The sequence below is a fragment of the Stenotrophomonas sp. GD04054 genome (assembly GCF_029836955.1).
GTDB classification, from domain to species: domain Bacteria; phylum Pseudomonadota; class Gammaproteobacteria; order Xanthomonadales; family Xanthomonadaceae; genus Stenotrophomonas; species Stenotrophomonas maltophilia_A.
The window spans coordinates 78205-96993 of record NZ_JAOECR010000009.1 but is presented as its reverse complement, the minus strand read 5'-3'; the positions used below and the strand labels follow the sequence as shown (position 1 = coordinate 96993).

Genomic DNA, 18789 nt, shown 5'->3' with positions numbered 1-18789 from the left:
CTCTTGCGGGTGAACAGGTTGACGATCGCCAGCAGGATCACCGCACCGATCAGCGAGAACAGGAAGGTGCGGATGGTGATCGCTTCGTTGATGCCGCCGCCGAACAGCCAGCCGGAAATCAGCGCGCCGACGATGCCGACCACGATGTTGAGGATGATGCCCTGCTGGGCATCGCGCTTCATGATGATGCTGGCCAGCCAGCCTACGATGCCGCCGACGATCAGCCAGATGATGATGCCCATGATCGAACCTCCGGTGGGGAACTGTGACCAGTTGACGCGCACGGCCGTGAACCCGTCGTGGAATTGCGTGATGGGCGCGTGCGGATGAGCCTGCCAGCCACCCTCGACGGCCCGTGGCGCTTCGGTCCGGTGACGGTCTGGCGGCGCCCGCACGTGCCGGGCCAGCGCGGCGAACCGCAGGCGCGGCAGGTGCTGGCGCAGGGGCTGGGCGCCGACCCGGACACGCTGCCGCTGGTCCGCGATGACAAGGGCCGGCCGGAGCTGAGCGGCGCGTTGGCCCACTACGGCACCGGCTGGAGCCACAGCGGCGAGGTGCTGCTGGTGGCGCTGGGCGAGGGCGTGCGGTTGGGCGTGGACCTGGAACTGCTGCGGCCGCGGCCGCGTCTTCTGGAAATCGTGCAGCGCTTCTTCCACCCCGAGGAAGTGGCCTGGCTGGAAAGCCTGGACGAGGCCGGGCGCGAGCACTGGTTCTTCCGCGTGTGGTGCGTCAAGGAGGCCATCCTGAAGGCGCACGGGCAGGGCATCTCGTTCGGCCTGCACCGCCTGCAGTTGGCACCGGGGGCCGATGGCGCCCTGCACCTGCGCTGGTGCGACCCGGAACTGGGCGAGGCCGCGCGCTGGCACCTGCACGAATGGCAGGCCACCGGCCAGTTCCGTGCGGCATTGGCCTGGTATCCACACTGAAGCGGGGAATCAGCGCGCAAAACCGGCGATAATGGCGGCATGAGCGAACACCCACTTCCCGCCAGCGTGGCTGCCACGCTGGAACAGGGCCTGGCCAGCATGGGCCTGGACGCCGCGCTGGCGCCGCCGCTGCTGCGCTACCTGGCCCTGCTGCACCGCTGGAACGGCACCTACAACCTCACCGCCATCCGCGACCCGCAGGAGATGGTCACCCGTCACCTGCTCGACTCGCTGGCGATGCAGCCGTTCGTGGCTGACGGCAGCCTGGCCGACCTCGGCACCGGCCCCGGCTTGCCCGGCATCCCGCTGGCGATCGCCTGCCCGGGCCTGCAGGTCACCCTGGTGGAGAGCAACGGCAAGAAGGCGCGCTTCATGCGCGAGGCCGTGCGCCAGCTCGGTCTGGGCAATGCCCGCGTGGCCGAATCGCGCGCCGAGGCGCTGGACGAAGCTGGCCACTACGACCAGCTGACCGCGCGTGCGATGGATACCCTGGCCGGCATCGTCCGCGTCGGTGGCCATCTGTTGCGCCCCGGCGGCGTGCTGTTGGCCATGAAGGGCGTCTACCCGCATGAAGAGATCGCGGAGCTGCCGGCTGGCTGGCAGGTGCGCGAGGTGACCCCGTTGAGCGTGCCCGGCCTGGCCGGCGAACGCCACCTGGTCACTGTTACAGGTCCCTGATTCCCGTCGCCAGCCCCTTGTGGAACAAGAGGTTGGCGATCCACGATTTCCGCAAGGGCCCGGTTGTACGCATAATGACCGGTCCCAGCACACGTCGACGAGGCACACCCGCATGGCCCGCATCATCGCCATCGCCAACCAGAAGGGTGGCGTCGGCAAGACCACGACCGCCGTCAACCTGGCCGCTTCCCTGGCCAACGCACCCAAGCGCGTGCTGTTGGTCGACCTGGATTCGCAGGGCAACGCTACCATGGGTAGTGGCGTGGACAAGCGCGAGCTGGTCTCCTCCACCTACGATCTGCTGCTGGGCGAGTCCAGCGCCGCCGATGTGCGCGTGCAGACGGCCGAAGGCTACGACCTGCTGCCGGGTAACATCGACCTGACTGCGGCCGAGATCCAGCTGATGGCGCAGAGCGAGCGCGAGCAGCGCCTGAAGCGCGCGCTGGCACCGATCCGCGACGAGTACGACTACATCCTGATCGACTGCCCGCCGGCGCTGTCGCTGCTGACGCTCAACGCGCTGGCCGCCGCCGATTCGGTGATCGTACCGATGCAGTGCGAGTACTACGCACTGGAAGGCCTGAGCGCGCTGGTGGAAACCATCGAGGCGCTGCGTGCCAACCTCAACCCGGCGCTGGAGATCGAAGGCGTGCTGCGCACCATGTTCGATGTGCGCAACAACCTGGCCAATGCGGTCTCGGCCGAGCTCACCGAGCACTTCGGCGACCGCGTGTTCCGCACCATCGTGCCGCGCAACGTGCGCCTGGCCGAGGCACCCAGCCATGGCCAGAGCATCGTCGGCTACGACCGTGCCTCGCGCGGTGGCGTGGCCTACCTGGGCCTGGCCGGCGAGATCATCCGCCGCAACAACGAACGCAACAAGGCCGCCAAGGCCGTGGAGACCGTCTGATGACCAGCAGCAAGCCGGCAGCCAAGAAGCGAGGCCTCGGCCGTGGCCTGGATGCCCTGCTCGGTCCCAAGGGGGCGGTCAGCCAGGTGCAGGCCACCACCGCGGTGATCGAGCCGCTGCCGGGTGAGGTGCTGCGCAAGCTGGCCGTGGGCCAGCTGCAGCCGGGCAAGTACCAGCCGCGTCGCGAGATGGACGAGGGCAAGCTGTCCGAGCTGGCCGACTCGATCAAGTCGCAGGGCGTGATCCAGCCGATCCTGGTGCGCCAGCTGCCGGCAGGCAACTACGAGATCGTCGCCGGTGAACGCCGTTGGCGCGCATCGCAGCTGGCCGGCCTGGACGAAGTGCCGGTGGTGGTGCGCGAGCTGGAAGACCGCACCGTCATCGCGATGGCGCTGATCGAGAACATCCAGCGCGAAGACCTCAACCCGCTGGAAGAAGCCGAAGCGCTGCAGCGCCTGATCAGCGAATTCACCCTGACCCATGCCGAGGCTGCCGAGGCCGTCGGCCGCTCGCGTGCGGCGGTGTCCAACCTGCTGCGCCTGCTGGAGCTGCCGGTGGCAATCCGCCTGCTGCTGGAAACCCGCCGCCTGGAAATGGGCCATGCCCGCGCGCTGCTGACCCTGGCCCCCGAGCTGGCCGGCAAGCTGGCGCAGGAAGCGGCCGATGAAGGCTGGTCGGTGCGCGAGGTCGAGCGCCGTGCGCAGGCCTTCGCCGCCGGCAAGGTGCCCAGCAATCGCCCGGTGGCCGCGCCGAAGGTGCAGCAGGCCGACATCGCCTCGCTGGAAACCGAGCTGTCCGAATCGCTGGGGGCCAAGGTGGCGATCAGCCACGGCCGCGGTGGCAAGGGCAAGCTGATCATCCATTACACCGACCTGGATACCCTGGACGGCGTGCTGGAAAAGCTGCGTACGCGCCAGGGCTGAGCCCGGCGCAAAGACAGGGGGGGCGGCCTGTTCCTGCCGCGTCCTGTAATTGACAGGGAACGCACCGCCGCGCGCGCCGGGGGATGCACTGCTCTCCGGTCTGTGGCCTCATCCAGGGAGCAGGACATGAGCAACGAATACGAGTACGAGGACGTCAGCCCGGACGGTACCCAGATACTGAGGCACCGGCGCGAAAAGGACTTTGTGCTCGCCATCGGCGAAGAGCAGCACATCGAAGCGATCAGCGGCCATATCGAGCGCCATCTCGGACCGATCGCGACGGTCCTGCACGAACTCATTTCCGACCTGGTGCACATTGACGTGCACGTGGTGCCGGCCAATGACCACTGCCCGTACCTGCGCCTGGTCACCTCCGGCATGAGCGACCTGCCGATGACCGTGCCCGCCGACGTGGACGCGGATGTGCCGCGCTACATGGAGCTGATGGTGACCCTGCCGGCCGACTGGCCGATGTCCCAGGACGCCTTCGAGGACGAGCGCAATTACTGGCCGGTGCGCCTGCTGAAGGGCATGGCGCGGCTGCCGCACGAGTACGACACGTGGCTGGGCTTCGGCCACACCATTCCCAACGGCCATCCCAGCGAACCTTATGCGCCCGGAGCAGGCTTCGACGGTGCCATCGTGCTGATGCCGGTGACTGCTCCGGAGGACTTCGCCACGCTGGAGCTGGAGGATGGCAGGACCATCAGCTTCATGAGCCTGGTTCCGCTGTATCCGGAAGAGATGGACCTGAAGCTGAAGAAGGGCGCCGACGCCCTGCTCGACCGCTTCGATGCGAAGCAGATCAACGATGTGATCGAGCCGGGCCGGGTCAACGTCGCCAGGAAGCGTTTCGGTTTGTTCTGAGACCGGTAACATCAGGGGCCTGAATTTCTGCTTCCGGGCCCCTGCCATGACCATCCTGCTTACCGGCGCTGCCGGCTTCATCGGTGCCTACACCGCCCGCGCGCTGCTGGAGGCGGGCCAGCCGGTGGTCGGCCTGGACAACTTCAACGACTACTACGACCCGCAGATCAAGCGCGACCGCGTGGCCGCGCTGTGCCCGGCGCTGGACCTGCGCACGCTCGACCTGACCGATCGCGAAGGCCTGGCGGCGCTGTTCGACGAGGTGAAGCCGACCGCGGTGATCCATCTGGCTGCACAGGCCGGCGTGCGCTATTCGCTGGAAAACCCGCAGGCCTACGTCGACAGCAATCTGGTCGGCTTCGTCAACATGCTCGAGCTGTGCCGCCACCGTGGCGTGCAGCATCTGGTGTATGCGTCGAGCAGCTCGGTCTACGGTGATTCGGCCACGCCGCCGTTCTCCGAGGACCAGCGCGTGGACCAGCCGCGCTCGCTGTATGCGGCCACCAAGGCGGCCAACGAGCTGATGGCCTACACCTACGCGCAGCTGTACGGCCTGCATGCCACCGGCCTGCGCTTCTTCACCGTGTATGGCCCGTGGGGCCGGCCGGACATGGCACCGTTGCTGTTCTCGCGCGCGGTGCTGGCCGGGCGGCCGATCGACGTGTTCAACGAAGGCCGCATGCAGCGCGACTTCACACATGTCTCCGACATCGTGTCCGGTATTCTCGGCGCGCTCGCGCATCCGGCCGATGGTCCGGTACCGCACCGGGTGTTCAACCTCGGCAACCATACGCCGGTCGAGCTGGAGCGCTTCATCAGCGTGATCGAGCAGGCCGCCGGTCGCCCCGCGCAGAAGGTCTACAAGCCGATGCAGCCGGGCGACATGGTGCGCACGATGGCCGATACCCGGCGCGCCCATGACGCATTCGGCTTCGACGCGGTGACCCCGATCGAAGCAGGGTTGCCCCCCGTCGTGCAGTGGTGCCGCGAGTATTTTGGCGACCGCGCCTGAGGAGGGATCCTCACACAGCCGGATTCATCTTCGGATAACCTCGGCTTCGGAGAATGCGCGGTCTTTGTCCCCCTTTGGCCGAGTGCCTTATGAGCCAACCCGAGCTTTCCGTTGTCGTCCCGGTGTTCAACGAACGCGACAATGTCGCCCCGCTGGTTGCCGAAATCACCGCCGCACTGCGTGGGCGGCTTCCGTTCGAGATCGTCTACATCGACGACCACTCGCGCGATGACACCCTGGCGGTGCTGCAGGGCCTGAAGGCGACCACCCCGGAACTGCGGGTGCTGCACCATGTGAACCAGAGCGGGCAGAGCACCGCCGTGCGCACCGGCGTCAAGCACGCACGTGCGCCGTGGATCGCGACCCTGGATGGCGACGGGCAGAATGATCCGGCCGACATTCCCAAGCTGCTGGCGGCGCGCGATGCGGCCGAGGCGCAGGTGAAGCTGTTTGCCGGCTGGCGCGTCAACCGTCAGGACAGCGGCAGCAAGCGATGGGCCAGCAAGTGGGCCAACGCCATCCGTGCACGCATGCTGCGCGACGATACGCCCGATACCGGCTGCGGCATCAAGCTGTTCGAGCGCAGCGCGTTCCTCGACCTGCCGTATTTCGACCACATGCACCGCTACCTGCCGGCGCTGATGCAGCGCGCCGGCTGGAAGACCACCAGCGTGCCGGTCAACCACCGCCACCGTACCGCCGGTGTCTCCAAGTACAACAACCTCGGCCGCGCCCTGGTCGGCATCCGTGACCTGCGTGGCGTGGCCTGGCTGATCACCCGCAGCAAGCGCACCGCGGTGGAGGAGCGTTGATGGATCTGGAGCTGCATTGGCTCGACCAGCCGCTGACCTGGTTGTACTGGACCGGCCTGCATGTGACCGGCTGGAAGCTGATCGGCTACACCGGCGCGCTGATGTTCGGCGGCCGCTGGCTGGTCCAGTTCATCGCGTCCAAGCGTGCGGGCAAGCCGGTGATCCCGCGCCTGTTCTGGTACATGAGCGTGGTCGGCAGCCTGATGACGCTGAGCTACTTCCTGTTCTCGGCCAAGCAGGACTCGGTGGGCGTGCTGCAGAACCTGTTCCCGGCGTTCACCGCGCTGTACAGCCTGCAGCTGGACATCAAGCACCGGGGCTGGAAGCGGGACAAGGCCAGCCACTAGGTCTTCGGGGCCTCATCCGGTAGCTGCCGACCTTGGTCGGCAGATATGTATCCGGGCCCGGCCCATCCACGCATGGCGTGGATCTACTGCTTGCCTGGCTACCGTGCCTGGTAGCTGCCAACCTTGGTTGGCACACGGGGAAATCCAGCGCCAACCAAGGTTGGCCGCTACCGGGGCCCCGGCCTGCTGCGCAGGCAGGACCTTCGTCCCATGCCACGGGCCGTGGGCGGTGCCATCATCGGGGTCTGCCTTCCCGGGAACCTGTGCTCGTGAAAACCCGTCTTGCCGTTGCCCTGCTGATCGCCCTGTCCGCCCCTGCCGTAGCCCTGGCCGCGCCGCCCGCCGCCGCCGCACCGGCCAGCGTGGCCACCGAATCGCCCGCCGATGCCGCCTTCCGCGCGCTGTACGAGAAGGAATGGAAGTGGCGCCAGCAGGGCGGTGGTGAGGCCAGCGAGGACGAAGACGCGCCAGCCAACGCCACCCGCATGCCCGACGTCGGCCCGGCCGCGCAGCAGGCGCGCCTGAAGGTGTGGGACGAGACCCTGGCTGCACTGAAGAAGATCGACCCGAAGACGCTCTCGCCCGACAACCAGATCAACTACGCGATCTACCGCGATCAGGTGTTCAACCTGGCCGAAGAAGTGCGCCTGCGTGGCTACGAGATGCCGTTCAACGCCGACTCCTCGTTCTGGTCCAACCTGTCCTTCATGGCCCGGCGCGAGATGAAGACCGTGCAGGACTACCAGAACTACATCGCACGCCTGAACGATGTACCGCGTTACTTCGGCCAGCAGACCGAAAACATGCGCGCCGGCCTGAAGCGAGGTTTCAGCGTGCCGCGCGCGGTGCTCGATGGCCGCGAAGTGTCCATCGCCACCGTCGCCGAGCTGATGGATCCCACCGAGTCGCCGCTGTACGCGCCGTTCAAGAAGCTGCCCAACAGCATCCCGGCCGCCGAACAGACCAGGCTGCAGGCGCAGGTGCGTGAAGCGATCAGCGGCAAGGTGGTGCCGGCGTTCCAGCAGCTGCGCACCTTCTTCGTCAACGAATACGTGCCTCAGGCGCGCACCACGCTGGCCGCCGAAGCGATGCCGGGCGGCAAGGCGTACTACAAGCAGCAGATCCACGAATACACCACGCTGGACCTGTCGCCGGACGAGATCCATCGCATCGGTCTGGATGAAGTCGCACGCATCCAGAAGGAAATGAACGACATCATCAAGCAGGTGAAGTTCAAAGGCAGCTTCGCCGAGTTCCTGACCTTCCTGCGTACCGATCCGCAGTTCTATGCCAAGACGCCGGAAGAGCTGCTGTCGCGCGCCGCATGGATCTCCAAGCGGGCCGATGGTCAGCTCGGCAAGTACATGACGTTGCCGCGCGCGCGCTTCACCATCGTGCCGGTGCCGCCGGACATTGCACCGTTCTGGACCGCCGGCCGCGGTGGCATGGGCACCTACTGGCTCAACACCTACAACCTGCCGTCGCGCCCGCTGTACAACCTGCCGGCGCTGACCCTGCATGAATCCGATCCGGGCCACGCGCTGCAGGGTGCCATCGCCGCCGAGCAGAAGAACCTGCCCGAGTTCCGCCGCAACGCCTACATCTCCGCCTACGGCGAAGGCTGGGCGCTGTACTGCGAGAAGCTGGGCGTGGAGATGGGTATCTACGAAACCCCGTACGAGGATTTCGGCCGCTTGACCTACGAAATGTGGCGCGCCACGCGTCTGGTGATCGATACCGGCGTGCACAGCAAGGGCTGGACTCGCGAGCAGGCCTTGGCCTACCTGCGTGACCACACCGCGCTGAGCGAGCATGAAGTGACCACCGAAGTGGACCGCTACATTTCCTGGCCGGGCCAGGCGCTGAGCTACAAGCTGGGCGAGATCGCCATCGTGCGCCTGCGCGCGCAGGCCGAGAAGGAGCTGGGCGACAAGTTCGACATCAAGGGCTTCCACGACACCCTGCTCAAGCAGGGCTCGGTGCCCCTGCCGGTGCTGGAACAGCAGATCCAAGCCTACATCGCCGAACGCAAGAAGGCCTGATTGTCCCTTTACTGAAAAATGGATAAAAAATGGACAAGCAACTTCTCGTTCCGGTCTATCTCAATCAAAGACTGGTTTTCGATTTACTTGCAATGCTACAAGGTGGGCTTAGCACTGTGAGGGCCGTTTCTCAAACAAGCAGCAAATCTCATGATGTTAAAAGAGAGATCGGTGCGTCATTTGCACTGAGCGAAGCACTTGCCAGCCTTCTCAAGGTGGATCTCTCCGGGAAAAGGAGTAGTTCGGGGTCGCGAGCGGTGGAAGAAGAAATATCGGAAGAAAGGGTGCACACTCCCGCCTCGCTTCTTTACCAGCTAAGAAACAGCCTGAATGAAAGAGGTGCCATCTCAAGTCTGGAGGATGGTTGCGAACCGAGGTCAGGAGAATTCATTGAGTTTGAGGCCTCTCTTCTGAAGAATCCCGTTCTCGAGGCTATTGATGGGATGTCTAGGATCATGGACATTGCAGTCCTATTTGATGACTCCCCTAAGCAGAGTCCGAAAGGAAAGGGCGGTAGTTCGATCAATGAGAACAAGAGGTTAAAAGTTCAAATTGATGGTTTCTCGGAGAGCCTGAAGTCAGGAAATACAATTGACTTGATCACTAGCAAATCCAGCGCTGGAGTCACGGCTGTCGTCACACTTGAAAAGTCATCGCTGAATGATCCGATGATGTCCGACTTGGTCGATGGCAGATTTAAGGTCCTTGGCAAGGTAATACGCAGTGTTTCAGATCCAAGTGATTCAATAAGTCTCATCAGAAACAATGTGCTATCAAATCTTCCTCGGCACCTCCGTGAAAGCCTCAGCGACATGTTTAGAGGGCTCGGAAGCGAACATGGGTTCTCGATGCCGGAAGTGCGCTGGCAGATTGAAGGCCCTGCGATACAGGTGCTGCCAATCGCGATCTATGCTTGACGGCCAAGCTGCCGGCTTTACTGTCGAGAGTCCGTAAGTAGGTATGCGGCAAGCGCACGTCTTACCGCATACCAATTCCGGTACCAAACCTAGTGGCGCTCGGCCCGCGGCTTGGCCACCCGTGCTGCAAAGGTCGGCAGCACCAGCAGGGTCAGCACGGTGGCGGTGATCAGGCCACCGATCACCACCGTGGCCAGCGGCTTCTGCACTTCCGCACCGGAACCGCTGGCGATCGCCATCGGAATGAAGCCGACGATCGCCACCAGCGCCGTGGTCAGCACCGCGCGGATGCGGCTCGATGCACCGTTGATCGCCGCCTGCAGCGGCAGGTCGCCGGCATCCAGGCGCTCACGGATCGCCTGCATCAGCACCAGGCCGTTCAAGGTGGCCACGCCGGAGACGGCGATGAAGCCGACCGCCGCCGACACCGAGAACGGCATGCCACGCAGCAGCAGCGCGAGGATGCCGCCGACCAGCGCCAACGGCACGCAGCTGAACACCAGAATGGCTTCCTTGCCGCTGCGCAGGGCCATGAACAGCAGGCTGCCGATCAGCAGGAATACCACCGGTACCACCGTCGCCAGCCGCTTCTCCGCGCGCTGCAGGTTCTCGAACTGGCCACCCCAGGTCAGGTAGGCACCCGGCGGCAGTGCCACGTCGGCCACCGCGGCCTGCGCTTCGCCGACGAAGCCGCCCAGGTCGCGGCCACGCACGTTGGCCTGCACCACCACGCGGCGGCTGCCGTTGTTGCGGCTGATCTGGTTGGGCCCTTCGCTGACCGTGATGCGCGCGACCGACGACAGAGGAATCACCAGCCCCGATGGCGTAGCAATCGGCAACGACGCCAACTGGTCCGGATCGTTGCGCGAGGCATCGTCCAGGCGCACCACCACGTTGAAGCGGCGATCACCTTCGAAGATCTTGCCGGCCGCCGTGCCACCAATGCCGGTGGACAGCGCATCACTCACGTCCGCGGCAGTCAGGCCGTACTGCGCCGCCGCCACGTGGTCGATGGCCACATTGAGCGTGGGCAGGCCGGAGATCTGTTCCACCCGCACGTCGGCCGCGCCCTCCACCGAACGCAGCTTCAGCGCCACCTGGTCGGCCACCTTCTGCAGCTGGCTGAAGTCATCGCCGAAGATCATCACCGCCAGGTCGGTACGCACGCCGGAGATCAGTTCGTTGAAGCGCAGCTCGATCGGCTGGCTGAACTCGAAGCTGTTGCCCAGCTGCTGCCCGGCCAGCGTTTCGAAGCGTGCCACCAGCGCGTCCTTGCCCAGCTTCGGATCCGGCCAGTCCTTGCGTGGCTTCAGCACGATCACGCTGTCGGAGATGTTGGTCGGCATCGGGTCGATCGCCGCCTCGGCGGTACCGGTGCGCGAGAACACGGTTTCTACTTCCGGCTGCTTGGCAATTGCCTTTTCCAGTGCCAGCTGCATCGCCAGCGACTGCTCCAGCGAGGTCGACGGCACGCGCAGGGCCTGCATCGCCACGTTGCCTTCGTCCAGCGTCGGCATGAACTCGCGGCCCAGCAGCGAGAACGAACCGATGCCCACCACCACCATCATCACGGCACCGGCCAGCACCGTGCGCGGATGCGCCACGGCCTTGCGCACCACCGGCTCGATGCGCGCACGCAGCACGCGGATCAGCTTGGTTTCGTGCTCGCCATCGTCAGCATGTGTATCGCCGTCCTTCACCTTGGGCTCGCGCACCAGCAGTGCGGCCATCGCCGGCACGAAGGTGAAGGAGAAGATGAAGGCACCGACCAGGGCCAGCATGAAGGTGGCCGCCATCGGGTGGAACGTCTTGCCCTCCACGCCTTCCAGGGTAAGGATCGGCGCGAACACCAGCAGGATGATCAGCTGCCCGAAGGCCGCCGGGCGTGCCATTTTGCGCGCCGAATCAGCGGCCACGCGCAGGCGTTCCATCGCGGTCAATGCACGGCCCAGTTCGGCGCGGCGCTGGCCCAGCATCAACAGCGTCGACTCGACCACGATCACCGCACCGTCCACCAGGATGCCGAAGTCCAGCGCACCCAGGCTCATCAGGTTGCCGCTGATGCCGAAGCGGTTCATGCCGATAACTGCGAACAGGAACGACAGCGGAATCACCAGCGCGGTGATCGTTGCCGCACGCAGGTTGCCCAGCAGCAGGAACAGCACCACCACCACCAGCAGCGCACCCTCGGTGAGGTTCTTGGCCACGGTCTTGATGGTGGAATTGACCAGCACGCTGCGGTCCAGCACCGGTGCCGCCACGATGTCGGCCGGCAGCGACTTGTTCACCTGTTCCAGGCGCGCGGCGGCGGCCTGGGCCACGGTGCGGCTGTTGCCGCCGGCGATCATCAGCGCGGTGCCCAGCACGGCTTCATGGCCGTTGCGGCTGGCCGCACCCAGGCGTGGCGCGCGGCTCAGCTCGACCTCGGCCACATCGGCCACGCGCACCACCACGCCATTGCGGGTGGCCACCGGGGCCTGTGCCAGGTCGTCGGTGGTCAGCGCCAGGCCATCGGCACGCACCACCAGGCCTTCGCCGGCACGCTGCACGAAACCAGCACCGGCCTGCACGTTGGAACGCTGCAGGGCAGTGACCAGATCGGCCAGGCCGAGGCCGTGCGCGGCCAGTCGGGCGCTGTCCGGATGCACGCCGTATTCCTTGACGTAGCCGCCGACCGTATCGACGCCGGCCAGCCCCGGGCTGGAACGCATCTGCGGCGCGATGATCCAGTCCTGCACGGTGCGCAGGTAGGTGGCACGTTCTTCCGGCGTACGCAGCAGATTGCCTTCCGGCGTGCGGTAGACCTCGCCGGCCTGCCAACCCGCTTCACCGGGCTTGGCCAGCCTGGCCGGATCGAACGTGGTGAAGTCCACGGTCCACATCAGCACTTCACCGAGGCCGGTGGTGACCGGCGACAGCATCGGCGACGCGCCATCGGGCAGGTCTTCCGATGCCTCGCGCATGCGTTCGGCCACCTGCTGGCGGGCGAAGTAGATGTCGGTCGCATCGGTGAAGATCGCGGTGACCTGCGAGAAGCCATTGCGCGACAGCGAACGCGTGGTGGTCAGGCCGGGAATGCCGGCCAGCGCGGTTTCCAGCGGATAGGTCACCTGCCGCTCGATCTGTTCCGGGGTCAGTGCAGGTGCCACCGTGTTGATCTGCACCTGGCGGTTGGTGATGTCCGGCACCGCGTCGATCGGCAGCTTGCCCAGCTGGAACAGGCCCACGGCAGCGATCAGCGCAGCCATGAACACCACCAGCCAGCGGTGGCGCACCGCTGTTTCAATGATCAGCTTGAACATGGTCGCCTCCTCAGTGGCCGTGCTCGGCTTCGCCCTTGGCCAGTTCGGCCTTGAGCAGGAAGGCATTGGCACCGACGATGCGCTCGTTGCCGGTCAGCCCACCGAGGATCTCGATACGGTCACCAGCACGACGGCCAGCCAGCACCGGCTGCGCCTTGAAGCCGCCGTCGACGGCGACGAACACCGCACTGCTGCCATCGACGTTCTGCACCGCATCGGCGGGCACGCTGAGCGAGCCATCCTGGCCTTCGGTGACGACCACCGCCGATACCGGCGAACCGGCCGGCGGCAGCGCGGCATTCACCGGCGTGGCACGGATCACCGCGACGCCGCCCTGCTGGCGCACATCAGCGGCCGACCCGGTGACGGTGGCGGTGAAGCTGCCACCCGGCACGCTCACTTCCAGCTTCATGCCGGGCGTGACCTGTGCGGCCAGCGCGGGCGGCGCGGTGAACACCAGTTCGTTCATCGCCGGATCGGCGACATCGGCCACCGCGCTGCCGGCAGCGACCACGCCGCCCGGGGTGACCTGCACGTTGCCGACGATGCCGGCCACCGGGCTGGTGATGCGCACGCGGCCGCTGGCATCGGGCGCACCGTTGGCGGCGGCCTGGGCCTGCGCGGCAGCGGCCTGGGCCTGTGCCGCCAGCGAGCGGGCGCGCGAGGCCTCCAGTTCCTGGCGGGCGACCACACCCTGGTCGACCAGCGCCTTGTCGCGGCCATAGGCCAGGCGCGCGGCCTCGGCTTCGGCCGAGGCGGCCAGCGCATTGGCGCGGAACACCGCGGCCTCGCCACTGACCACGATGGCCAGTGCCTGGTTCTGCTTCACCGCCGTGCCCGGCGCGACCAGCACGCGCTCGACGCGGCCGGTCACCGTGGAGGCAACCGAAGCGCGGGCGCCCACGGTGGGCTCGACCCTGCCGGACAGCCGGGTCGAGCCACCGCCACCGCGACCGATCGCGACCACTTCGATACCGGAGGCCTTGATCTGTTCCTGGGTCAGCTGCACCACGCCTTCATCGGCGTCGGCGGGGGCCTTGGAAGTTTCCGCCTTGGCCTCCTTGCTGTCGGCGGCATGGCCGTGGCCATCGTCGGTGCCGGCCTTGGCCGCAGCGGGGTCTTCATTGGCAGGCGTCTGCGCATTGCCAGCGCAGCCGGCCAGCAGCATGGTCAGCAGCACGCCGCCGATCAGCGGGAAAGTACGGGAGAGAGTCATTTGGCCTCCACAAAAGGTGCGCGCCCCTCAAGGCGGGCAAGATCGATTTCCGCGCCGACGCGCGACAGGCGCGCATCCACGGCGGTGCCGCGGGCGGCGATGAGGGCGCTGCGCGTGCTGCGCAGTTCCAGCTGCGAGATGCGTCCGGCGTCGAAGCCGACGCGGGCCAGGCGATACGCCTCTTCGGCGGCGACCACGCTTTCATCGGCGGCACGGGTCCGGCTTCCGGCGGCTTTCAGTCCGGCTACGGCGGAGAGACGTGCTGCCTCGCTGTCGCGGCGCTGCTGGTCCAGGCGGGCCTCGGCCGCGCGCTGGTCGGCATTGGCGGCGCGGATGCCCCCGCGGTTGCGGTCGAACAGCGGGATGCTGAGGCTGACCCCGAGGTTGTAGGCACGCTCGCCGCCTTCGCGGAAGCGGGTCTGTGCGGCGGTGACACTGAGGTCGGGCAGGGCGCGCTTGCGCTCCACGTCGACCAGCTTGCCGGCCGCATCGGCTTCGGCTTCGGCGATGCGCACCGCCAGTGCCACGTCGGTGGCGCCACGCGGCAGCGGCGGGGCCCGGTCGAGCAGGCTGTCGTCAATCGACTGCACTGGTGCATCCAGCAGCGCGGCACCGGCCAGGCGGGCCAGCGCGGCATCGCGGAAGGCCTGCGCTTCATCCAGCGCAGCGCTGGCATTGGCCACTTCGCTCTGCGCCTGCACCGCGCGCAGCTGTGGCTCGCGGCCCTGCTTGACCATCGCGTTGACCGCATTGGCGTCATCGCGGGTGAGGGTCAGCGCCTCTTCGGCCAGGGAGTAGCGGCGCAGTGCACTTTCCGCCTGTGCGTAGACCACCGCCAGCTGGCTGGCCACGTCGCTGCGGCTTTGGGCACCACGCAGGTTGGCAGCCTGTGCCTCGGCACGGGCGGCACGGACACGCGCGCCACGCTGGCCCCAGACCTCCAGCGGCTGGGACAGGGTGAGCACGGTATCGGCCTTGCCCATGCCGCCATAGGAGCCGGTGCCCCAGGCGTTTTCGGCGGAGTAGGAGAGGGAAGGATTGGGCAACGCACGGGCCTGGTCGGCACGCGCATCGGCGGCCTCGGCCAGTGCCGTACCCACACGGGTACCGGGCAGCTGGTCCAGGCGTTCAAGCAGGGTGTCGTAGGAGGGGGCGGCTTGCGCCATCACCGATGCCGCCGGGGCCAGGCCCAGCAACACGGCGACGACCAGCCCGGCCGCGCGCGGCGACCGAGGTGTCAGGATCGACATAGGGGGATTCCGGTTGTGAGTGAAACGGGAGCCCGCGATTGCGGGACGCGCTCAACTCACGCCCGGGGGGGACGCGTCAATTCATCCTGGGCGACCGCATAGGTCGCCACGTCGCCGGCATTCATCCAGCGCGCCGGCAGCGGCGTACCGAAGGCCGCGAAATCGTTCGCCGGCAGGCTCAGCGTGGAGTGGTGGCAGTGGTTATGCGTGCAGGCACCCGTGTGCTTGCTGTCGCTGTCACCGCCTGCATCGTCCGCGAGGGATTCGACATGGGCGCTGCTGGCATGCGGTTCCACCGCACACACCAGTGCGTCGGCCACCGGCACGACCACGAATGCCGCCATCAGCAGCATCATCAGGTACGTACGCAGTTGGCGGGTGATCCGGCGCATGGAGGGGAGGCTAGCAAGCGGTTTTCGCCGGATACAATATCAATGGCCACCTCGGGAATTCGTCGGAACCTCCCGTTCAGGTGCGCCGGGCACGCCAGCTCTGGCAGGTGCCGACCTCCTGCCCTGGTAGGTGTCGACCTTGGTCGACACGCTTTTCGACCTCCGACACATTGCCGGCCAGCGGCCGGCACTACCCGTATCACGGCAGCTTCGCGATCACCTTGATCTCGAACTGGAACCCGTACAGCCAGGTCACGCCGACTGCCCTGGTAGGTGTCGACCTTGGTCGACACGCTTTTCGACCTCCGACACATTGCCGGCCAGCGGCCGGCACTAGCCGTATCACGGCAGCTTCGCGATCACCTTGATCTCGAACTGGAATCCGTACAGCCAGGTCACGCCGATGCCGGTCAGGGTCGGGTGCGGCGCCTCGCCCCAGTACTCGGGCACGATCGCCCACGCCTTCTCGAAGTTCTTCTCGGGGTCGACCAGGAACACGGTCACGTCGACCACGTCATCGAAGCTGCAGCCGGCGGCAGCCAGTACCGCATTGAGATTTTCGAAGGCGCGGCGCACCTGCGCTTCGAAGTCCGGCTCAGGCGAACCATCCTCGCGGCTGCCGACCTGGCCGGAAACGAACAGGAAGCCGTTGGATCGGATCGCTGGCGAGTAGCGGTTGCGCTCGTACAGGGTCTGGCGGCTGGCGGGGAAAACGACATCGCGCTGTGACATGGGAAGGAACCCGTGGGAAAGAACGCCATCCTCCCCGCCAGCGCTGTCTGGATAAACCGCGATGATCGGCCTAGATTGATTGCCAATTCCAAACAATCATGGCCAGCCATGGACCGTTTCGAGGCGATGCGGGCCTTTGCCCGGGTAGTGGAGACCGGCAGCTTTACCCGCGCTGCGCACACCCTGCAGGTCAGCCGCACCACGGTCACCCAGCTGGTGCAGCAGCTGGAGGCGCACCTGCGGCTGCGGTTGCTCAACCGCACCACGCGCCGGGTCAGCGTCACCGCCGATGGCGCGGCCTATTACCCGCGCATCGCCCGCCTGCTGGCCGAGCTGGAAGAGGTGGAGGGCGGGCTGGGCGACGCGGCCACGCAGCCGCGTGGGCGACTGCGCGTGGATGTGCCGGGGCCCTACGCGCGGCTGCGGCTGGTACCGGCGCTGCCGGATTTCCAGGCGCGCTACCCGGAGATCCAGCTGGACATCGGCGTGAGTGACCGCGAGGTCGACGTCATCGCCGACAACGTCGATTGCGTGATCCGTGGTGGCACTCCAGCCGACCCGGCGCTGGTGGCGCGGCCGCTTGCTGCGCTGCCGATCGGCTTCCACGCCAGCCCGGGCTATGTGCAGTGCTTCGGCGTGCCGACCGACCCGCGCGCGCTGGAAGGGCCCGATCACCACATGGTCGGCTTCCTCAGCCCGCGCAGTGGCAGGGCGAGAGTGTTCAGCGCGCAGCGCGGCGATGAGCGCGTCGAGGTGCAGGGCCGCTACACGGTCGGCTTCGACGACGGCAACGCCTATCTGGCGGCTGCGTTGGCGGGGCTCGGCGTGGTGGCGCTGCCCAGCTACATGGCCGCGCCGCACGTGGCGCGTGGCGAGCTGTTGCCGGTGTTGCAGGACTGGCAACTGCCACCGATGCCGATGCATGTGATGTTCCCGCCGAACCGGCACATGAGCCAGCGGCTGCGGGTGTTCATTGATTGGGTGGTGGAGGTGCTGGGGTGAGCATCTGCAACGTTTCCGAACCCGCTCACGCGGCTGCACGTGCGAAAATCACCACGGCACGCAACAGGAAACCTGGTCACGCATGAGCCGCATCGTCGCACTGGATACCGAAACCACCGGCATCTCCCATCGGCTCGGCCATCGCGTGATCGAGATCGGTGCCGTCGAACTAATCGATGGCCAGCTCACCGGGCGCCAGTTCCACACCTACCTGCAGCCGCAGCGCAAGGTCGACTGGGGCGCACAGCGCGTGCATGGCATCAGCGATGCGATGCTGGTGGGCAAGCCACTGTTCTCCAGCAAGGCCGCCGAACTGCTGGCGTTCCTGCGCGGCAGCGAGATGGTCGCGCACAACGCCACCTTCGATGTGGGCTTCCTGGACAACGAGCTGCGCCTGGCTGGCATCCCCGGCACGCTGGCCCAGCATTGCCGCATCACCTGCAGCCTGAAGCTGGCGCGCGGGCGCTGGCCGGGCCAAGGCAATAAGCTGGATGATGTGCTGCAGCGCCTTCGCATTCCCGGGAACCGGGGCCTGCATGGCGCATTGAAGGATGCGCACCTGCTGGCCCAGGTGATTCCGCATCTGCGTTGAGCTGGTTCTACAGGGAGCGACCGTCGCGTTCAGCCCCAACCTGTGGGTAACTTGCGCAAGTGCTTGAACCCGTGCATAATGCGCGGCTCGCTGTGTCCGGTTTTCTACCGGGCGGCGCCCCCGGGAGCACGTCCCCGGCCGCCCAACGCCAGCGTAACCCTTTGATTCTCTTGACGTGTGGTGGGCAACCATCGAGGCCGCCGTCTCCCGGGCTACGGGCTGACACAACTTACTATCGAGGTGCGCAATGTCCCGCGTATGCCAGGTTTCCGGCAAGCGAGTGCAGACGGGTAACAACGTCTCGCACGCCAACAACAAGACCCGTCGTCGTTTCCTGCCGAATCTGCACGAGCGCCGCTTCTGGGTTGCCAGCGAAAACCGCTGGGTGAAGCTTCGTGTTTCCGCGCATGCACTGCGCACCATCGACAAGAACGGTATCGATTCCGTTCTGGCTGAGCTGCGTGCGCGCGGCGAAAAGGTCTGAGGAGTAGACGATCATGGCAGGCAAGCGCGATAAGGTCCGTATGATTTCGACCGCTGGTACCGGTCACTTCTACACGACCGACAAGAACAAGAAGAACACCCCGGGGAAGATGGAATTCTCCAAGTACGATCCGGTCGTGCGTAAGCACGTCCCGTACAAGGAAGGCAAGATCAAGTAATCCGCAAGGATTGCTGATCCCCGCGAAGAAACCCGCCCTTGTGGCGGGTTTTTTCATGCCTGGCATCCAGATGGTGGGTGCCAACCTTGGTTGGCAACTTGTCCCGCCCCCGGTAGGTGTCGACCTTGGTCGACACGCTGTCCCTTCACCCGGTAGGTGCCAACCTTGGTTGGCACGCCGTCCCCACCCCCGGTAGGTGTCGACCTT

20 protein-coding genes are annotated in these 18789 nt (G+C 66.3%); 14 read left to right on the top strand and 6 right to left on the bottom strand.

The genetic code is table 11. The annotated features are described in order from the left end of the window. On the bottom strand, nt 1-242 hold a 242-nt coding region (locus N7573_RS07100; protein WP_279943112.1), incomplete at its 3' end, for a GlsB/YeaQ/YmgE family stress response membrane protein. An 84-nt stretch (nt 243-326) separates the two neighbouring features. Between N7573_RS07100 and N7573_RS07095 the strand changes: the two genes are divergently transcribed. The 10 genes from N7573_RS07095 to N7573_RS07050 all read left to right on the top strand — a co-directional run bounded on the left by N7573_RS07095 (nt 327) and on the right by N7573_RS07050 (nt 9434). After that, entirely contained in the window at nt 327-926 is a 600-nt protein-coding gene (locus tag N7573_RS07095) for a 4'-phosphopantetheinyl transferase superfamily protein (protein ID WP_279913372.1), read from the top strand. A 39-nt stretch (nt 927-965) separates the two neighbouring features. Continuing rightward, complete coding sequence (gene rsmG / locus N7573_RS07090) at nt 966-1604, top strand: 16S rRNA (guanine(527)-N(7))-methyltransferase RsmG (protein WP_012512505.1); 639 nt, start codon at nt 966-968, stop codon at nt 1602-1604. Nucleotides 1605-1716: 112 nt separating this feature from the next. Next, a complete protein-coding gene (locus tag N7573_RS07085; protein ID WP_032128472.1) occupies nt 1717-2514 on the top strand; it encodes a ParA family protein in 798 nt (265 codons plus the stop codon). After that, nucleotides 2514-3437 (top strand): ParB/RepB/Spo0J family partition protein, encoded by a 924-nt coding sequence (locus N7573_RS07080; protein WP_032128473.1) that lies wholly within the window; start codon nt 2514-2516, stop codon nt 3435-3437. The genes N7573_RS07085 and N7573_RS07080 overlap by 1 nt, the downstream gene beginning before the upstream one ends. A 126-nt stretch (nt 3438-3563) precedes the next feature. After that, nucleotides 3564-4304, top strand: coding sequence for a suppressor of fused domain protein (locus tag N7573_RS07075; protein ID WP_032128474.1), 741 nt, complete (start codon nt 3564-3566; stop codon nt 4302-4304). Between the two features lie 46 nt (nt 4305-4350). Continuing rightward, a complete protein-coding gene (locus N7573_RS07070; RefSeq protein ID WP_032128475.1) occupies nt 4351-5316 on the top strand; it encodes an NAD-dependent epimerase/dehydratase family protein in 966 nt (321 codons plus the stop codon). Nucleotides 5317-5405: 89 nt separating this feature from the next. After that, a complete protein-coding gene (locus N7573_RS07065) occupies nt 5406-6128 on the top strand; it encodes a glycosyltransferase family 2 protein (RefSeq protein WP_005420380.1) in 723 nt (240 codons plus the stop codon). Further along, the gene (locus tag N7573_RS07060; RefSeq protein ID WP_005414908.1) at nt 6128-6475 is read left to right on the top strand and encodes a lipid-A-disaccharide synthase N-terminal domain-containing protein; all 348 of its coding nucleotides are present in this window, start codon (nt 6128-6130) and stop codon (nt 6473-6475) included. Before N7573_RS07065 ends, N7573_RS07060 begins: the two co-directional genes overlap by 1 nt. A gap of 269 nt (nt 6476-6744) precedes the next feature. Continuing rightward, nucleotides 6745-8517 carry a DUF885 family protein gene (locus N7573_RS07055; protein ID WP_279913370.1) on the top strand — a complete coding sequence of 591 codons (1773 nt, stop codon included), beginning with the start codon at nt 6745-6747 and terminating at the stop codon, nt 8515-8517. A gap of 29 nt (nt 8518-8546) precedes the next feature. Next, entirely contained in the window at nt 8547-9434 is an 888-nt protein-coding gene (locus N7573_RS07050; RefSeq protein ID WP_180866513.1) for a hypothetical protein, read from the top strand. A gap of 89 nt (nt 9435-9523) precedes the next feature. On the opposite strand, the gene N7573_RS07045 is transcribed toward N7573_RS07050, so the two are convergent. The 5 genes from N7573_RS07045 to N7573_RS07025 all read right to left on the bottom strand — a co-directional run bounded on the left by N7573_RS07045 (nt 9524) and on the right by N7573_RS07025 (nt 16326). Continuing rightward, on the bottom strand, nt 9524-12736 hold the full coding sequence (locus N7573_RS07045) for a CusA/CzcA family heavy metal efflux RND transporter (protein WP_279913369.1): 3213 nt from the start codon (nt 12734-12736) through the stop codon (nt 9524-9526). A gap of 10 nt (nt 12737-12746) precedes the next feature. Beyond that, entirely contained in the window at nt 12747-13952 is a 1206-nt protein-coding gene (locus N7573_RS07040; protein ID WP_279943110.1) for an efflux RND transporter periplasmic adaptor subunit, read from the bottom strand. Then, entirely contained in the window at nt 13949-15202 is a 1254-nt protein-coding gene (locus tag N7573_RS07035) for a TolC family protein (protein ID WP_049462266.1), read from the bottom strand. The genes N7573_RS07040 and N7573_RS07035 overlap by 4 nt, the downstream gene beginning before the upstream one ends. A gap of 56 nt (nt 15203-15258) precedes the next feature. After that, complete coding sequence (locus tag N7573_RS07030; RefSeq protein ID WP_006402574.1) at nt 15259-15594, bottom strand: hypothetical protein; 336 nt, start codon at nt 15592-15594, stop codon at nt 15259-15261. 342 nt (nt 15595-15936) lie between these two features. Next, a complete protein-coding gene (locus tag N7573_RS07025; RefSeq protein ID WP_180837855.1) occupies nt 15937-16326 on the bottom strand; it encodes a RidA family protein in 390 nt (129 codons plus the stop codon). A 108-nt stretch (nt 16327-16434) separates the two neighbouring features. Here N7573_RS07025 and N7573_RS07020 point away from each other — a divergent pair, with 108 nt between their 5' ends. The 4 genes from N7573_RS07020 (at nt 16435) to rpmG (ending at nt 18582) form a co-directional block, all read left to right on the top strand. Beyond that, entirely contained in the window at nt 16435-17328 is an 894-nt protein-coding gene (locus tag N7573_RS07020) for a LysR family transcriptional regulator (RefSeq protein WP_279912262.1), read from the top strand. An 82-nt stretch (nt 17329-17410) separates the two neighbouring features. After that, nucleotides 17411-17920, top strand: a complete 510-nt coding sequence (gene dnaQ, locus N7573_RS07015; RefSeq protein ID WP_279912261.1) for a DNA polymerase III subunit epsilon — start codon at nt 17411-17413, stop codon at nt 17918-17920. Nucleotides 17921-18167: 247 nt separating this feature from the next. Next, a complete protein-coding gene (rpmB, locus tag N7573_RS07010) occupies nt 18168-18404 on the top strand; it encodes a 50S ribosomal protein L28 (RefSeq protein ID WP_005411638.1) in 237 nt (78 codons plus the stop codon). 10 nt (nt 18405-18414) lie between these two features. Continuing rightward, a complete protein-coding gene (rpmG, locus tag N7573_RS07005; protein WP_170272460.1) occupies nt 18415-18582 on the top strand; it encodes a 50S ribosomal protein L33 in 168 nt (55 codons plus the stop codon). Nucleotides 18583-18789 lie beyond the last annotated feature (207 nt).

Coding starts and splice junctions, on each gene's coding strand:
- N7573_RS07030 (WP_006402574.1), bottom strand. CDS start 15,594: ATGCGCCGGATCACCCGCCAACTGCGTACGTACCTGATGATGCTGCTG.
- N7573_RS07080 (WP_032128473.1), top strand. CDS start 2,514: ATGACCAGCAGCAAGCCGGCAGCCAAGAAGCGAGGCCTCGGCCGTGGC.
- N7573_RS07025 (WP_180837855.1), bottom strand. CDS start 16,326: ATGTCACAGCGCGATGTCGTTTTCCCCGCCAGCCGCCAGACCCTGTAC.
- dnaQ (WP_279912261.1), top strand. CDS start 17,411: ATGAGCCGCATCGTCGCACTGGATACCGAAACCACCGGCATCTCCCAT.
- N7573_RS07045 (WP_279913369.1), bottom strand. CDS start 12,736: ATGTTCAAGCTGATCATTGAAACAGCGGTGCGCCACCGCTGGCTGGTG.
- N7573_RS07050 (WP_180866513.1), top strand. CDS start 8,547: ATGGACAAGCAACTTCTCGTTCCGGTCTATCTCAATCAAAGACTGGTT.
- N7573_RS07095 (WP_279913372.1), top strand. CDS start 327: ATGAGCCTGCCAGCCACCCTCGACGGCCCGTGGCGCTTCGGTCCGGTG.
- N7573_RS07075 (WP_032128474.1), top strand. CDS start 3,564: ATGAGCAACGAATACGAGTACGAGGACGTCAGCCCGGACGGTACCCAG.
- rsmG (WP_012512505.1), top strand. CDS start 966: ATGAGCGAACACCCACTTCCCGCCAGCGTGGCTGCCACGCTGGAACAG.
- N7573_RS07060 (WP_005414908.1), top strand. CDS start 6,128: ATGGATCTGGAGCTGCATTGGCTCGACCAGCCGCTGACCTGGTTGTAC.
- N7573_RS07085 (WP_032128472.1), top strand. CDS start 1,717: ATGGCCCGCATCATCGCCATCGCCAACCAGAAGGGTGGCGTCGGCAAG.
- N7573_RS07040 (WP_279943110.1), bottom strand. CDS start 13,952: ATGACTCTCTCCCGTACTTTCCCGCTGATCGGCGGCGTGCTGCTGACC.
- rpmB (WP_005411638.1), top strand. CDS start 18,168: ATGTCCCGCGTATGCCAGGTTTCCGGCAAGCGAGTGCAGACGGGTAAC.
- N7573_RS07020 (WP_279912262.1), top strand. CDS start 16,435: ATGGACCGTTTCGAGGCGATGCGGGCCTTTGCCCGGGTAGTGGAGACC.
- N7573_RS07070 (WP_032128475.1), top strand. CDS start 4,351: ATGACCATCCTGCTTACCGGCGCTGCCGGCTTCATCGGTGCCTACACC.
- N7573_RS07065 (WP_005420380.1), top strand. CDS start 5,406: ATGAGCCAACCCGAGCTTTCCGTTGTCGTCCCGGTGTTCAACGAACGC.
- N7573_RS07035 (WP_049462266.1), bottom strand. CDS start 15,202: ATGTCGATCCTGACACCTCGGTCGCCGCGCGCGGCCGGGCTGGTCGTC.